Annotated in this window: 11 protein-coding genes; 10 read left to right on the forward strand and 1 reads right to left on the reverse strand. The window is 68.4% G+C overall.

What is annotated here, in order from left to right:
- Positions 1 to 36 precede the first annotated feature (36 nt).
- The 8 genes from CG723_RS01070 (at position 37) to CG723_RS01105 (ending at position 10,683) form a co-directional block, all read left to right on the forward strand.
- A complete protein-coding gene (locus CG723_RS01070) occupies positions 37 to 960 on the forward strand; it encodes a carbohydrate ABC transporter permease (protein ID WP_100591237.1) in 924 nt (307 codons plus the stop codon).
- Between the two features lie 2 nt (positions 961 to 962).
- Positions 963 to 1,880, forward strand: a complete 918-nt coding sequence (locus tag CG723_RS01075) for a carbohydrate ABC transporter permease (protein ID WP_100591238.1) — start codon at positions 963 to 965, stop codon at positions 1,878 to 1,880.
- A 218-nt stretch (positions 1,881 to 2,098) separates the two neighbouring features.
- Entirely contained in the window at positions 2,099 to 3,298 is a 1,200-nt protein-coding gene (locus CG723_RS01080) for an ROK family transcriptional regulator (RefSeq protein ID WP_100591239.1), read from the forward strand.
- A gap of 133 nt (positions 3,299 to 3,431) precedes the next feature.
- Positions 3,432 to 4,541 (forward strand): sugar ABC transporter substrate-binding protein, encoded by a 1,110-nt coding sequence (locus CG723_RS01085; RefSeq protein WP_199841647.1) that lies wholly within the window; start codon positions 3,432 to 3,434, stop codon positions 4,539 to 4,541.
- Between the two features lie 232 nt (positions 4,542 to 4,773).
- Positions 4,774 to 5,565 carry an ATP-binding cassette domain-containing protein gene (locus CG723_RS01090; RefSeq protein WP_199841620.1) on the forward strand — a complete coding sequence of 264 codons (792 nt, stop codon included), beginning with the start codon at positions 4,774 to 4,776 and terminating at the stop codon, positions 5,563 to 5,565.
- On the forward strand, positions 5,562 to 6,848 hold the full coding sequence (locus CG723_RS01095) for a sugar ABC transporter permease (RefSeq protein ID WP_100591242.1): 1,287 nt from the start codon (positions 5,562 to 5,564) through the stop codon (positions 6,846 to 6,848). The genes CG723_RS01090 and CG723_RS01095 overlap by 4 nt, the downstream gene beginning before the upstream one ends.
- Before the next feature lie 270 nt (positions 6,849 to 7,118).
- Positions 7,119 to 9,044, forward strand: a complete 1,926-nt coding sequence (gene dxs / locus CG723_RS01100; protein ID WP_100591243.1) for a 1-deoxy-D-xylulose-5-phosphate synthase — start codon at positions 7,119 to 7,121, stop codon at positions 9,042 to 9,044.
- Positions 9,045 to 9,192: 148 nt separating this feature from the next.
- The gene (locus CG723_RS01105; RefSeq protein WP_100591244.1) at positions 9,193 to 10,683 is read left to right on the forward strand and encodes an amino acid permease; all 1,491 of its coding nucleotides are present in this window, start codon (positions 9,193 to 9,195) and stop codon (positions 10,681 to 10,683) included.
- 35 nt (positions 10,684 to 10,718) lie between these two features.
- Here CG723_RS01105 and CG723_RS01110 read toward each other — a convergent pair whose 3' ends face one another.
- Positions 10,719 to 11,807, reverse strand: a complete 1,089-nt coding sequence (locus CG723_RS01110; protein WP_100591245.1) for an LCP family protein — start codon at positions 11,805 to 11,807, stop codon at positions 10,719 to 10,721.
- A 330-nt stretch (positions 11,808 to 12,137) separates the two neighbouring features.
- Here CG723_RS01110 and CG723_RS01115 point away from each other — a divergent pair, with 330 nt between their 5' ends.
- Positions 12,138 to 13,268, forward strand: a complete 1,131-nt coding sequence (locus CG723_RS01115) for a hypothetical protein (RefSeq protein WP_100591246.1) — start codon at positions 12,138 to 12,140, stop codon at positions 13,266 to 13,268.
- 228 nt (positions 13,269 to 13,496) lie between these two features.
- Complete coding sequence (locus tag CG723_RS01120; protein ID WP_234374079.1) at positions 13,497 to 15,305, forward strand: stealth family protein; 1,809 nt, start codon at positions 13,497 to 13,499, stop codon at positions 15,303 to 15,305.
- Positions 15,306 to 15,344 lie beyond the last annotated feature (39 nt).

The raw sequence follows: 15,344 nt of genomic DNA on the forward strand, positions 1-15,344 counted from the left end.
CGGCGGCACCCGCGAATCGATCGGGGTCGGTAAACCATGCAACACGGCAAGTACAGGTTCATTGCGGGGTTCTTGGTGACCCCCTTGGCGTTGTATGCAGTCTTCGTCATCTGGCCGTTCATCCAGTCCATTTACTACTCGTTCACGGACTGGACCGGCCTGAGCCCGGACTTCAAGATGGTCGGCTTCGCCAACTACAAGCGGATGTTCGAGGACGACGTCTTCTGGAAGTCCTTGCAGCACAGCGTGCTACTGGCTTTGCTGCTGCCGCTGGTGACGCTGGGCCTCGCGCTCTTCTTCGCCTTTATGCTCAATGTCGGTGGGCGGCGCCGAAAAGGCGTCGCCATCACCGGCGTTCGCGGTTCTGGGTTCTACAAGATCGCGTATTTCTTCCCGCAGGTGCTTTCGATCGCGATCGTCGCCATTCTCTTCCGGTTCGCCTTCAACCCCAATGACGGCGTGATCAACGGGACGCTGAAGGCGGTCGGTCTCGGCAGCATCCAGCCGGACTGGCTGGGCGACCCGAACTTCGCTCTGTGGTGCGTCATGTCCGTCCTGGTCTGGAGCACCGTCGGATTCTTCGTCGTGCTCTTCTCGGCGGGCATGGCGTCCATCCCGAAGGACTTCTACGAGGCGGCGCTGCTCGACGGCGCGAGCCGCTTCACCACCTTCTTCAGGATCACGCTGCCGCTGCTCTGGGACACCGTGCAGTCCGGCTGGGTCTACATGGGAATCCTGGCCCTCGGCGCGGAGGCCTTCGCCTCGGTGCAGATCATGACGGTGGGCCCCGGCGGCCCCGACTACTCCACCACGGTCCTGCCGCTGTACGTGTACCAATCGGCGTTCCGCGACGCCAACGCTGCCTACGCCACAACGATCGGCGTCGCCCTGCTCATCGTCACGCTGCTGTTCGCGGCCGTCGTGATGCGGCTCGGCCGGCGCGAGCGGCTGGAGTTCTGACCATGAAGACCACCGACATCCCGCCCGCCGGCCCCATCGAGGACCGTCCGCCGGTGAGCAAGACGGCGGCCCCGGCCGTCAAGGAGAAGAGCAGTGAGGGCAGCGTCCTCAACGTCTTCTCGCACGGCGTCCTCGTCATCTGGGCGATCATGGTCATCATGCCGCTGCTGTGGGCGGTGATGACGTCCTTCAAGGACGACAACTCGATCTTCAGCTCGCCCTGGTCGCTGCCGGACAAGCTGCACTTCGAGAACTGGTCGCGGGCCTGGGGCGAGGCTCACATGAGCCAGTACTTCGCCAACACCGCGATCGTGGTGGGCTGCTCGCTCGTGGGCACGCTCGTGCTCGGCTCCATGGCCGCGTACGTCCTGGCCCGCTTCGACTTCCCGGGCAACCGGTTCATCTACTTCCTCTTCGTCGGAGGAATGAGCTTCCCGATCATGCTGGCCCTGGTACCGCTGTTCTACGTGATGCAGAACCTGCACCTCCTGAACACACTGCAGGGCCTGATCATCGCCTACATCGCGTACTCGCTGCCGTTCACGGTCTTCTTCCTGACCTCGTTCTTCAGGACGCTGCCCACCTCCATCGCGGAGGCGGCCTTCGTCGACGGCGCCTCGCACACCAGGACGTTCTTCCAGATCATGCTGCCGATGGCCAAGCCCGGCCTGATCAGCGTGGGGATCTTCAACTTCCTGGGGCAGTGGAACCAGTACATGCTGCCGACGGTTCTCAACACCGAGCCCGACAAGAGGGTGCTGGCCCAGGGGCTGGTGGAGCTCGCGACCAGCCAGGGCTACAAGGGCGACTGGTCCGGTCTCTTCGCGGGTCTGGTCATGGCGATGCTGCCGGTGCTCGGGGCCTACATCATCTTCCAGCGCCAGGTCGTGCAGGGCCTGACCGCGGGCGCGCTCAAGTAACGCCTCGGACACGGCGGGTGAGGGCCCGGTTCCGGAACATCTCGTCCGGAACCGGGCCCTCACCCCTGTCCGGGTCCGTGTGTGCTCTTCTGTGCTCTTCTGCGCCGGGTATCGCTCAAGCTCTTGACGGGAGGCAACCCGAAAGGCTCAGCTTAGAGTTCAATAGTTGGACATACGCCGAGGCCTCATCGAAGCGGCCTCGCACGCAGGAGGTCGTCGTGGAGACTCCGGGGTCGCAGTCGTCGCTGCATCGGGCCAATCTCGAGCGGGTCGTACGCGCCGTGCGGCTCGCCGGATCGCTCACGCAGGCGGAGATCGCGAGGACGACCGGCCTGTCCGCGGCCACGGTCTCCAACATCGTCCGTGAGCTCAAGGACGGCGGCACGGTCGAGGTCACGCCCACCTCGGCGGGCGGCCGGCGGGCCCGCAGCGTCTCGCTCAGCGGCGACGCGGGCATCGTCATCGGCGTCGACTTCGGCCACACCCACCTGCGCGTGGCGATCGGCAACCTCGCCCACCAGGTGCTCGCCGAGGAGGCCGAACCCCTCGATGTGGACGCCTCCGCGGCGCAGGGCTTCGACCGGGCCGAGGAGCTCGTCGAGCGGCTCGTGGCGGCCACCGGCGTGGACCGTACGAAGGTGGCAGGCGTCGGGCTCGGCGTACCGGGCCCCATCGACGTCGAGAGCGGCACGCTGGGCTCCACGTCGATCCTGCCGGGCTGGACCGGCACCAAGCCCGCCGAGGAGATGAGCAGGCGCCTCGGCGTGCCCGTGCACGTCGACAACGACGCCAACCTGGGCGCCCTCGGCGAGCTGGTCTGGGGCAGCGGGCGCGGCGTCAAGGACCTCGCGTACATCAAGGTCGCCAGCGGTGTCGGCGCCGGGCTCGTGATCGACGGGAAGATCTACCGGGGGCCCGGCGGGACCGCGGGCGAGATCGGGCACATCACCCTCGACGAGTCGGGTCCCGTCTGCCGGTGCGGCAACCGTGGCTGCCTGGAGACCTTCACCGCCGCCCGCTACGTGCTGCCGCTCCTGGAGTCCAGCCACGGCACCGGACTGACCATGGAGTCCGTCGTGCGGCTCGCGCGGGACGGCGACCCGGGGTGCCGGCGGGTGATCGCCGATGTGGGCCGTCACATCGGCAGCGGTGTCGCAAATCTCTGCAACCTGCTCAACCCCAGCCGGGTCGTCCTCGGCGGCGATCTGGCGGAGGCCGGAGAGCTGGTCCTGGGGCCCATCAGGGAGTCCGTGGGGCGCTATGCGATCCCCAGTGCGGCGCGCCAACTGTCCGTCCTTCCAGGGGCGTTGGGCGGCCGCGCGGAGGTGCTCGGGGCGCTCGCCCTGGCACTCAGCGAGATGGGCGATTCGACCCTTTTGGACGGATCGCTGTCCGCTGTGGCACCTGCCTTCACTTAGAGAACGCATGACACCGTTGCCATCTCGTTAAGGATTTACTCCTTGACGCTGGGGTTGCGGCCGAGTTGACTTCCGGCTACCTCGGCCGCAACGTCGCGGCCTCGTCAGGGAGGTTTCTGAAGTGAACACGCGTATGCGTCGCGCCGCCGTTGCGTTCTGTGCCACTGGTATGGCTGTCTCTCTCGCCGCTTGCGGCAGCGCCAAGGAGTCCGGCGACAAGGGCAGCGACAAGGCGAGCCCCAAGAAGGGCGACAACATCACTGTCGGCCTGCTGCTGCCGGAGAACCAGACCGCGCGCTACGAGAAGTTCGACAAGCCGATCATTGAGAAGCAGATCTCGACGCTGACCAATGGCAAGGGCAAGGTCGAGTACCTGAACGCCAAGCAGGAAGCGACCCTCCAGTCGCAGCAGATCGACACGATGATCACCAAGAAGGTCGACGTGCTGATCCTGGACGCGGTCGACTTCAAGGCCGTCGCCGGCGGTGTGAAGAAGGCCAAGGACGCGGGCATCCCCGTCGTCGCGTACGACCGCCTGGCCGAGGGCCCGATCTCCGCCTACACCTCGTTCGACAACGAGGAGGTCGGCAAGACGCAGGGCGAGGCGCTCCTGAAGGCCATGGGCTCCAAGGCCACCAAGAGCAGCAAGATCGTCATGATGAACGGCGCGATCACCGACCCGAACGCCGCCTTCTTCAAGAAGGGTGCCCTCTCGGTGCTCAAGGACAAGGTGACCGTCGCCAAGTCCTACGACACCAAGGAGTGGAAGCCGGAGAACGCCAACCAGAACATGGAAGGCGCCATCTCCGCGATCGGCAAGGACAAGATCGCCGGCGTCTACTCCGCCAACGACGGCATGGCGGGCGGCATCATCACCGCTCTGAAGGCCGCGGGCCTGAGCAAGCTCCCGCCGGTCACCGGCCAGGACGCCGAGCTCGCGGGTGTGCAGCGCATCGTCACGGGCGACCAGAACATGAGCGTCTTCAAGTCGTACCCGCAGGAGGCCGAGACTGTCGCCAAGATGGCCGTCTCGATCGCCAAGACGGGCAAGCTCGACAGCTCCCTGGAGACCAGCACGGTCGACAGCGGCACCGAGAAGGGCATCCCCTCGGTGATCGTCCCGGTCGTCTCCCTGACCCAGGACAACATCAACGACACGGTCATCAAGGAGGGTTACTACACCCTCGGCGAGATCTGCACGCCCAAGTACAAGGCCGCCTGCGACAAGATCGGCCTGAAGTAACCAGGCCGGAGTGGCCCTGCGGCAACTCCCTTGTCCTGCACGGGACGTGAGCGCACCTTGAAGGAGCGCCCCGTGTGAGCACGTCCGGCGCCCCGCCGCCGACAGCCCCGCAAGCTCAACGGCGGGGCGCCGGACGGAACGACGTACGACAGCACCCCCTGCACGTACGCACCCCCCTCTCAGTCTTTTCTGTTCAACCTCCCGCCGGGTCAGGCCTTTGGCGGCGAAGGAGATGGTTCACGTGTCCGCTACGCCCGTGCTGGCGTTGCGCGGAGTCTCCAAGCGATTCGGTGCCGTCCAGGCGCTCACCGATGTAGAGCTTGAGGTCCACGCCGGTGAGGTGGTCGCCCTGGTCGGCGACAACGGTGCCGGAAAGTCCACCCTGGTCAAGACGATCGCCGGCGTGCACCCCATCGATGACGGCGTCATCGAGTGGGACGGCAAGGCCGTCGCGGTCAACCGGCCGCACGACGCCCAGGCCCTGGGCATCGCGACCGTCTACCAGGACCTCGCGCTGTGCGACAACATCGACGTCGTCGGCAACCTCTTCCTGGGCCGTGAGCTCAAGCGCCGCGGTGTCCTCGACGAGGTCGAGATGGAGCGCCGCTCCAGGGAGCTCCTCGAGACGCTCTCCATCCGCATCCCGAGCGTGCGCATCCCGATCGCCTCGCTCTCCGGCGGTCAGCGCCAGGTCGTGGCCATCGCCCGCTCCATGCTCGGCGAGCCCAAGCTGGTCATCCTCGACGAGCCGACGGCCGCCCTCGGCGTCGAGCAGACGGCGCAGGTCCTCGACCTCGTCGAGCGGCTGCGCGAGCGCGGCCACGCGGTCATCCTCATCAGCCACAACATGGCCGATGTGAAGGCCGTCGCCGACAAGGTCGCCGTCCTGCGGCTCGGCCGCAACAACGGCGTTTTCGAGGTCAAGACCACCTCGCAGGAAGAGATCATCTCCGCCATCACCGGCGCCACGGACAACGCCGTGACCCGTCGTGCGGCGCGCAGCAACGCGGAGGCTCAGAAGTGAGCATCGAAAAGACCGACAAGCCGCAGGCCCCCGTGGACGCGCCGGCGGTCGCCGGCGACGCGAGTGTCGCCATCGACCCCCGCCTCCTCGTGCGTGAGCAGGGATTCGCGGGCTACATAAGCGAGTTCAAGCGCAAGATGCGCGCCGGTGACCTCGGCGCCACCCCGGTCGTCATCGGCCTGATCGTCATCTGCGCGATCTTCCAGAGCCTCAACTCGGCGTTCCTGGGCGCGGAGAACCTGAACAACATCTTCGTCGCCATGGTCGCGACGGGCATGATGTCGGTCGGCATCATCTTCGTGCTGCTGCTCGGTGAGATCGACCTCTCGGTCGGCTCCGTCTCCGGTGTCTCCGCGGCGATCACGGCCGTGATGAGCGTCACCCACGGCGTCAACGAGTGGGTCGCGGTCCTCGCCGCCCTCGCGGCCGGTGCCGTCATCGGCGCCCTGCACGGCTTCTTCTTCGCCCGGATCGGTGCGCCCGCGTTCGCCGTGACCCTGGCGGGCCTGCTGTTCTGGAACGGCTTCATGCTCCAGATCCTGGGCTCCAACGGCACGATCAACATCGACGGCGACGGCGTGGTCGGCAAGCTCACCACGTACTACTTCTCCGATGTCGCCGCCGCCTACGGGCTCGCGGTCGTCGCGGTCGCCGGCTACTTCCTGTCGGCCTTCCTCGGCAACCGGCGCCGTGAGGCCGCCGGGATCCCGTCCCGCCCGCTGAGCGAGCTCGTGCTGCGCACGGTGCTCCTCGCGATCGCGGCCTTCGCCGTGGCGATCATGTTCAACCAGTACAAGGGCCTGCCGCTCGCCGTGCTGCTGTTCGCGATCGTCCTGGTCGCCACCGACTTCGTGCTGCGCCGTACCTCGTACGGCCGCAAGATCTTCGCGCTCGGCGGCAGCGTCGAGGCGTCGCGCCGCGCCGGTATCAACGTCACGGCGGTCCGTGTCTCGGTCTTCGCCGTCGCGGGTCTGTTCGCGGCGGTCGGCGGCCTCTTCTGGGCCTCCAAGATCGCGGCGGCCAACCAGAGCGCCGGTTCCGGCGACCTCCTGATGAACGTCATCGCGGCGGCCGTCATCGGCGGCACCAGCCTCTTCGGCGGCCGGGGCCGCACCTGGAACGCCCTGCTCGGTGTCCTCGTGATCACGTCGATCCAGTACGGCCTCGCCCTTCAGGGCATCGCCACCCCGATCCAGTACATGATCACCGGCGGCGTGCTCCTCGCCACGGTCGTCATCGACTCGGTCACCCGCAAGACCCAGAAGTCGGCGGGCCGCGCGTAAGCGCTCCGCTCGGCCACGTGTGATCTCTGCGGACCGGCTGTGGCTGGTCGCGCGGTTCCCCGCGCCCCTTGGGCGCGGGGCTTGTGCCCGGTGTCAATGGAGACGCCGGGCACAGGCGTGTCCGCACCGATTTCCTGAACACGCGTACGCCTTGGGTACGGCCGATCGCGTGACGTACAACGCACAGCCCGGGCGTCGCGCGCTGAGGCGGAACATTAGACTCGACAGACCCGGCAAAAGCTCGAACAGCTCTATCGCAAGGAGGCACGGGTGCCGCTGCTGACCCGCATCACGGGACCGCGCGATCTGGACCGGCTCAGCCTGGAACAGCTGGACCAGCTGGCCGGCGAGATCCGGACCTTCCTCGTCGACGCGGTATCCAAGACCGGCGGCCACCTCGGCCCCAACCTCGGCGTCGTCGAGCTCACCATCGCGCTGCACCGCGTCTTCGACTCGCCGAAGGACCGGGTGCTCTTCGACACCGGTCACCAGTCCTACGTGCACAAGCTGCTCACCGGCCGGCAGGACTTCGCCAAGCTGCGCACCAAGGGCGGCCTGTCCGGCTACCCCTCGCGCGCCGAGTCCGACCACGACGTGATCGAGAACTCCCACGCCTCCACGGTCCTCGGCTGGGCCGACGGCCTCGCCAAGGCGAACGAGGTGCGCGGCAAGGACGACCACGTCGTCGCCGTGATCGGCGACGGAGCCCTCACGGGCGGCATGGCCTGGGAGGCCCTGAACAACATCGCGGCCGCCAAGGACCGCCCCCTCGTGATCGTCGTCAACGACAACGAGCGCTCGTACGCCCCCACCATCGGCGGCCTCGCCAACCACCTGGCCACCCTGCGCACCACGGACGGCTACGAGCGGTTCCTGGCCCGCGGCAAGGACCTCCTGGAGCGCACGCCGGTCGTCGGCCGCCCGCTCTACGAGACCCTGCACGGCGCCAAGAAGGGCCTCAAGGACTTCATCGCCCCGCAGGGCATGTTCGAGGACCTCGGCCTGAAGTACGTCGGCCCCATCGACGGCCACGATATCGAGGCCCTGGAGTCGGCCCTGGCCCGCGCCAAGCGGTTCGGCGGACCGGTCATCGTGCACTGCCTCACCGAGAAGGGCCGCGGCTACAAGCCCGCCGAGCAGGACGAGGCCGACCGCTTCCACGGCATCGGCCCGATCCACCCGGACACCGGCCTGCCCATCAAGGCCTCGGCCGCCAGCTGGACGTCCGTCTTCGGCGACGAGATGGTCAAGCTCGGCCACGACCGCGAGGACATCGTCGCGATCACCGCCGCGATGCTCCAGCCCGTCGGCCTGAAGAAGTTCGCCGACGCCTTCCCCGACCGCATCTACGACGTCGGCATCGCCGAGCAGCACGCCGCCACCTCGGCCGCGGGCCTCGCCACCGGCGGGGTGCACCCGGTCTTCGCGGTCTACGCGACGTTCCTCAACCGCGCCTTCGACCAGGTCCTCATGGACGTCGCGCTGCACAAGTGCGGCGTCACCTTCGTCCTGGACCGGGCCGGCGTCACGGGCGACGACGGCGCCTCGCACAACGGCATGTGGGACATGTCCATGCTCCAGGTCGTCCCCGGCCTGCGCCTGGCCGCCCCGCGCGACGCCGAGCAGTTGCGCGCCCAGCTGCGCGAGGCCGTCGAGGTCGACGACGCGCCGACCGTCGTCCGCTACTCGAAGGGCGTCGTCGGACCCGCGGTCCCGGCCGTCGGCAAGGTCGGCGCCATGGACGTGCTGCGCAAGCCGTCGGCCGCCAAGCCGGACGTGCTCCTTGTCTCCGTCGGGGCGCTCGCCCCGATGTGCCTGGAGATCGCCGGCCTCCTCGACAAGCAGGGCATCACCACGACCGTCGTCGACCCGCGCTGGGTCAAGCCGGTCGACGAGGCGCTCGCGCCGCTCGCCGAGCAGCACCGCGTCGTCGTCACCGTCGAGGACAACTCCCGTGTGGGAGGCGTCGGTTCGGCGATCGCGCAGGCCCTGCGCGACGCGGGCGTCGACGTACCGCTGCGCGACTTCGGCATCCCGCCGCGCTTCCTCGACCACGCCTCGCGCAAGGAGGTCATGGCCGAGATCGGCCTCACGGCCCCCGACATCGCGCGTCAGGTCACCGGTCTGGTCGCCAAGCTGGACGGCCGCTTCGAGCGCGCCACGGCCACGGACGCCGTGGAACCCGCGCGCGACTGACCCTCCACAGGCTGCTCCATGGGCCGGTCCCACCACCACGCAAGGGTGGTGGGACCGGCCCATTCGCGTGAACGCCCCCGCGCCGGGGCATGCGGAGCGAAAGCCCCCTCGATCATGTCGAGGACGACAATGCGTGGGAGGTACGCCCGTGAGCAGCACCCTCTTCAGGACGAAGAAGGTCGAACAGTCGATCTTGGACACTGAGGAGCCGGAGCACGCACTCAAGAAGTCGCTGTCCGCTCTGGACCTCACCGTGTTCGGGGTCGGTGTCATCATCGGTACCGGCATCTTCGTCCTCACCGGCAAAGTCGCCAAGGAGAACGCAGGCCCCGCGGTGGCGCTGGCGTTCATCGTGGCCGGCGTCGTCTGCGGCCTGGCCGCGCTGTGCTACGCGGAGTTCGCTTCCACCGTCCCGGTCGCCGGGTCCGCCTACACCTTCTCGTACGCGTCGCTCGGCGAACTGCCGGCCTGGATCATCGGCTGGGACCTGGTGCTCGAGTTCGCGCTCGGCACGGCGGTCGTCGCCGTCGGCTGGTCCGGCTATGTGCGCTCGCTGCTGGACAACGCGGGCTGGCATCTGCCCGTGTCGCTGAGCGGGCGGGACGGGGCCACAGGGTTCGGCTTCGACATCCTCGCTGCCGCCCTGGTCCTGGTGCTCACCGCCATCCTCGTCATCGGGATGAAGCTCTCCGCCCGCGTCACCACGGTCGTCGTCGCGATCAAGGTGGCCGTCGTCCTCATCGTGATCATCGCGGGGGCCTTCTTCGTCAGGGCCGACAACTACAAGCCCTTCATCCCGAAGGCGCAGCCGCAGGAAGCGGGCACCAGCATCCAGTCCCCCCTCGTGCAGCTGATGTTCGGCTACGCGCCGACCGACTTCGGCGTCATGGGCATCTTCACCGCCGCCTCCGTCGTCTTCTTCGCCTTCATCGGCTTCGACGTCGTCGCCACCGCCGCCGAGGAGACGAAGAACCCGCAGCGGGACATGCCGCGCGGCATCATCGGCTCGCTGATCATCTGCACCACGCTCTACGTGGCGGTGTCGATCGTCGTCACGGGCATGCAGAAGTACAGCCGGCTGTCCATCGACGCCCCGCTCGCGGACGCCTTCAAGGCGACCGGGCACCCCTGGTACGCGGGTGTCATCAGCTTCGGCGCCGCGGTCGGCCTGACGACGGTCTGCCTGATCCTTCTCCTCGGCCAGACCCGGGTGTTCTTCGCGATGAGCCGCGACGGGCTGCTGCCCCGCTTCTTCTCCGTCGTCCACCCGAGGTTCAAGACCCCGTACCGGCCGACCATCCTGCTCGGCGTGATCATCGCGATCCTGGCCGGGTTCACCAGCCTCAGCGAGCTCGCGGAGCTGGTGAACATCGGCACGCTCTTCGCGTTCATCGTCGTCGCGCTCGGGGTCATCATCCTGCGCCGTACCCGCCCCGACCTGCACCGCTCCTTCCGCACCCCCCTGGTACCGCTGATCCCGATCCTGTCGGTGCTCGCGTCCCTGTGGCTGATGCTGAACCTGCCCGCGGAGACCTGGCTCCGCTTCGGCGCCTGGATGGTGCTCGGCTTCATCGTCTACTTCGTGTACGGGCGCTCGCACAGCCGGCTGGGGCGGACGGAGGAGGCGGGCCGGCAGTAGGGACACGCCGACGCGAGGGCCAGCCTGACGACCGGTCAGCCGCCCTGCGCCGGGGACTTCTTGGCGGACTCGGGGATCTCGCCGCCCGTGCGGATCGCCTTCCAGAGCTGAGTGGCCTGGGGCTCGGCGGCCACCACGCGGTTGGGGTCCGCGGTGTCGTACCGCACCGGCAGCATGATCGTCTCCATGTCGGCCGGGTCGACGCCCTGCATGCTGCGGCTGAACTCCGCCAGGGACTTCAGCGACGCCAGGTCGGAGTCGGTGGTCAGCGACGAGGTGAGGCTGTCCGCGATCTTGAATGTCTTCGTCGGGCTGCCCAGCAGGTCCTGCTTCTTGACCTCGCCGAGCAGCGCGATCATGAACTGCTGCTGAAGGCCTATGCGCCCGAGGTCGCTGCCGTCGCCGACGCCGTGCCGGGTCCGCACGAATGCCAGCGACTGGGTGCCGTTCAACTTGTGGGTGCCCGCGCTCAGTTCGAGGCCGCTGGACTTGTCGTGGATCGGCTTGTCGACGGTCACGGTCACTCCGCCGATCGCGTCGACGAGGCCCTTGAAGCCGGAGAAGTCGATCTCCATGAAGTGGTCCATGCGCACCCCGGACATGGCCTCGACGGTCTTGACCACACAGGCCGGACCGGCAAGCGAGTACACGGAGTTGAACATCACGCGCTTCGCCGAGGGGATCTTGGAGCCGTCCGACTTGGTGCACTCGGGGCGGGTCACGAGGGTGTCCCGGGGGATGCTGACGGCGGTGGCCTGCGTGCGGCCCTCCGGTATGTGCATCACCAGCGCGGTGTCGGAGCGGGCCCCCGCGACCCTGCCGGTGCCCAGGTCCGCGTTGTCCCCGGCGCGCGAGTCCGAGCCGAGGACCAGGACGTTCTGGCCGCTGGTCGGAAGCTTCTCGGGACGGTTGTCGCCGATCGCCTTGTCGAGGTCGACTCCGCTGATGTTGCCGTCGAGATCGCTGTACAGCCAGTATCCCGTGCCGCCGACGATGAGCGCGAGGACGAGCAGGGACAGGAGCACGATCCTGCCGGTGCGGCGCTTCTTCGGAGCCTTGCGGCTGCGCTTTCCGGGCGAGCTCCGGCGGGACGGCGGCACAGCGGTGCTCAGGTCATGGCTCATCGCGGGGTGTCCTCGCAACTAGTGCCCGATGGGCAGGGGCAGCAGACAGACCCCGGAGAACCGGGTCTGTGCCGCGCGGCTGACGCTTGGTTGGGCTGAACTATAGACATGTACTCGAAAACTCTTATGAGCGAAGTGCCCGGTTGGTGAGGGGAGCTGGGACCGCACGGGGCCGTACTCGTGCCCTCCCGAACCCGTCGGAATGGCTGTCACCTGTGACTTTTGCCGTGCTCACCGAACAGGGAGACGCCTGTTCGTACAGGCATATGATGTGTCGAATTCTGGAATGATCTGTGAACGCCGGGGGCGGCGCGGGAGGGGGCGGCACACATGCGCGGCAGAGGTGCGCAGACGGTGGACCGGCGGACCCGATCCGGCGCCGACGTCGAGGAGCGGCCCCGGGCGGCATCCGTCACGGCGGCGGCCACGGGGTCGTGGCTGCTGCGGGGCAACGACGGCCGTCTCGCGGCGTACGCGCTCGTCGACGGCGGCGTGAACCGTTGGACGGAGACCGCCGTCGGCAGCGGCCGCTGGACCCGGCCGGACTTCTTCCCCGTCGCGGGACTGACCGCCCTCGCGGTGGCCCAGGGTGCGAACCGCTACGTGCACTTCCTCGGACGCCGGGAGAAGCGGCAGAGCGGCGGCGCGGCGAAGGTCGACCTGCTCTATGCAGTGCAGTACCAGTCGGGCCGGACGCTGGGGGACTGGCGTTCGCTCGGCAACCCGTACCGCGACGCGAGGGACGCGGCGGCGCTCGGTGAGCCGGCCGCCGCTGTCGACGGACAGGGCACGGTCCATGTCTTCGTCTCGGGCGGCGCCGGCGGGGTCATGCTGCGCCGGGAGTCGAAGAGCGGGGCGTGGGAGGCGTGGCAGGACCTGCGCGGTGGTGAGGTCGCGGGCGGACCGGTCGCCGCGGCGACCTCCGCCGGACTGGTCGAACTCCTCGCGCCGGGACGCCGGTCGGTGATGCGCTGGGTGCAGATGGATCACGGTGCGGACCTGCGCCGTGCACAGGACCTCATGCCTGCCCCGGTGCCCGGTTCGGCCGCGCTCCTCGAGACCGGACCCGGGGTCTTCACCGCGTACTGGAGCGAGCAGAGCGGGACGGGCGTCTACGCGCAGCGGCCCGGCGAATGGGCTTTCCCCGCGGGAGGGGCCCCGGGAGAAGGGCCGCACGCCACGCTTCGCGCCGTCGTCGACGGCTACGACTGCACGGTCCTGGCCCATCAGGGGCACACGGGAACGGCCGTGTTCGGCGTCTGCGGCACCGGCGGCGAGTCCGCCGGACTGTGGTGGACCGACACGGGCGTGACCTGTGCCGGCACTCCCGCTCTGGCGCTGGACGGGCGGGGGCGGGTCGTCATGGCGACGGTCGCGACGGACGGCAGCGTGCTGGTGAGCCGGCAGCGCCCGGAGCCCGGGCTCACCCTGTCCGACTGGGACCGCCTGCCCGGCAATTGAGAACGCCTCTACACCAAATTCCACTGCACAGCTAGACCTAAAAAAGGTTGTACTGGCCGAAAGTGATGATCCTCACTCACCGCGTGACACTTAGTTGAAGCCTTGACCTGTACTTTGAGTAAAGGTCATGTGAGAGTCCGGTGAATGCCCGGTGTGCGGGTCATCGCGGTGGCGCAAGTGCCACGAGCCCGGGGGACGGGGCTGCAAGGTGGGGACGGTGGTTGCCTCGTGGGCGGGTCGGACAACCCTGAATCCGGAGCGCTGGTTTCGGCGTACCGGTCCGCGGTCCCGGTCGGCGCCAGGCAGCGCATCGTCCGTGGTGTACCGACCCCGGTCCGCAAGGCCGTCAAGTCCTCGCTCAATGTGGCGGACACCGTCCGTTCCGCGACCGTCGTCTGGGCCATGGGCGGCAAGCGCAGGGCGCCCCGCCACAGCGCCGCGTACAGTCGGCGCGTCGTCCGTGTCGGTCGCCGCCACATGCGCGCGCTGACGGTCGCCGGCGCCACGGACTGGGCGGCTCGCGCCCGTAATCTCAACATCGTCGTCTCGGTCCTGGACGCGGCGGGCATCGACTACTTCTGCGTACGGGGCACGACGGGCGGGCTGCCCGCCGTCGCCATCCCCGCCAAGTCCCGCCCGGCCGCCGAGGAAGCGCTCCAGCTGGCCTTCGCGCAGGCCCCGGGCTATGTCGGTCCGGCCGGCGGCGACGAGGCCCGGATGGAGCCCGGCGACGAGGAGCGCTCGTGGCGGGCCCTGCGCAAGAACAAGGTGCTGCGGGTCGCTTGGTACGTGTGCGACCCGACCCAGCAGCTCGTCTTCGGCGCGGCCACCGGATGCGACCTCGAAGTGTGGGCCGAGCGCGACGGGGAGCTGAGGGCCCCGCGCCCCAACCGCGTCATCGACGCCGTCCAGGTGGACGCCCCCCGCAAGTCGGCTCCCCAGCGGCTCTTCAGCCCCATCCCTCCCGCGTACCACACGGGGGATGCCCGCACGCTGCCCGAGTTCGCCGTGCAGCTCCCCGAGGACCACCAGTTCCCCATCGACGTCGTCTACACCTGGGTCGACGACTCGGACCCCGTCTGGCGCGCGCAGCGCGACCAGGTGCGCCAGGGGTTCTCCGGGGACGGACTGCACGAGCAGGCGGCGAACGACGCGCGGTACACCAGCCGTGACGAGCTGCGCTATTCGCTGCGGTCGCTCCACCAGAACGCACCCTGGGTGCGCAACATCTACCTCGTGACAGCGGGGCAGGTCCCGTCCTGGCTCAACGCGCGGCACCCGAACCTCCGGGTGCTGGACCACCGGGAGATCTTCTCCGACCCGTCCGCACTGCCCACGTTCAACTCCCATGCCATCGAGAGCCAGCTGCACCACATCACGGGGCTCTCGGAGTGCTTCCTCTACCTGAACGACGACGTGTTCTTCGGGCGGCCGGTGACGCCCGCGCATTTCTTCCACCCGAACGGCATCACCAAGTTCTTCACATCGCCCGCCCTGATACCCGGGGGCGGAATCGCCTCGACCGACCTTCCTGTCAACGCGGCCGGGAAGAACAGCCGTTGGCTCATCGCGCAGAAATTCGGCACCGCCATATCCCAGAAGATGAAGCACACCCCGCACGCCCTGCGCCTGAGCGTGCTCCAGGAAATCGAGGAGACCTTCGCGGACGAGCACGCCGCGACTCAGCACTCGCGCTTCCGCTCCCCCGGGGACGTCCCGATCGCCTCGTCACTGCACCACTACTTCTCCTACCACTCCGCGCGGGCGACCGTGGGTGACATCCAGTACCGGTACATCGACCTCTCGGCCGACCTCGCCGAGCGGCGCCTGAACACGCTCCTCGCCAACCGGAACATGGACACCTTCTGCCTCAACGACACAGTTGAATCCGCCGATCCGGAGCGGCAGAAGGAAATGCTCGCGAGCTTCCTCGACGCGTACTTCCCGGTGCCCAGCCCGTACGAGGTTCCGGAACACGTGAACATTCTCGAACAGAGCGCGGACCTGGACGAACTCGTGAAGGCCGCCGACCGATGAGATCTGCCTTCCCCGTCGCACCGCCTGCGAATGGGTCCT

The sequence above is a fragment of the Streptomyces sp. CB01635 genome, from assembly GCF_002803065.1.
In the GTDB taxonomy this organism is placed as follows: domain Bacteria; phylum Actinomycetota; class Actinomycetes; order Streptomycetales; family Streptomycetaceae; genus Streptomyces.

Coding starts and splice junctions, on each gene's coding strand:
- CG723_RS01070 (WP_100591237.1), top strand. CDS start 37: ATGCAACACGGCAAGTACAGGTTCATTGCGGGGTTCTTGGTGACCCCC.
- CG723_RS01075 (WP_100591238.1), top strand. CDS start 963: ATGAAGACCACCGACATCCCGCCCGCCGGCCCCATCGAGGACCGTCCG.
- CG723_RS01085 (WP_199841647.1), top strand. CDS start 3,432: ATGCGTCGCGCCGCCGTTGCGTTCTGTGCCACTGGTATGGCTGTCTCT.
- CG723_RS01090 (WP_199841620.1), top strand. CDS start 4,774: ATGGTTCACGTGTCCGCTACGCCCGTGCTGGCGTTGCGCGGAGTCTCC.
- CG723_RS01110 (WP_100591245.1), bottom strand. CDS start 11,807: ATGAGCCATGACCTGAGCACCGCTGTGCCGCCGTCCCGCCGGAGCTCG.
- CG723_RS01115 (WP_100591246.1), top strand. CDS start 12,138: ATGCGCGGCAGAGGTGCGCAGACGGTGGACCGGCGGACCCGATCCGGC.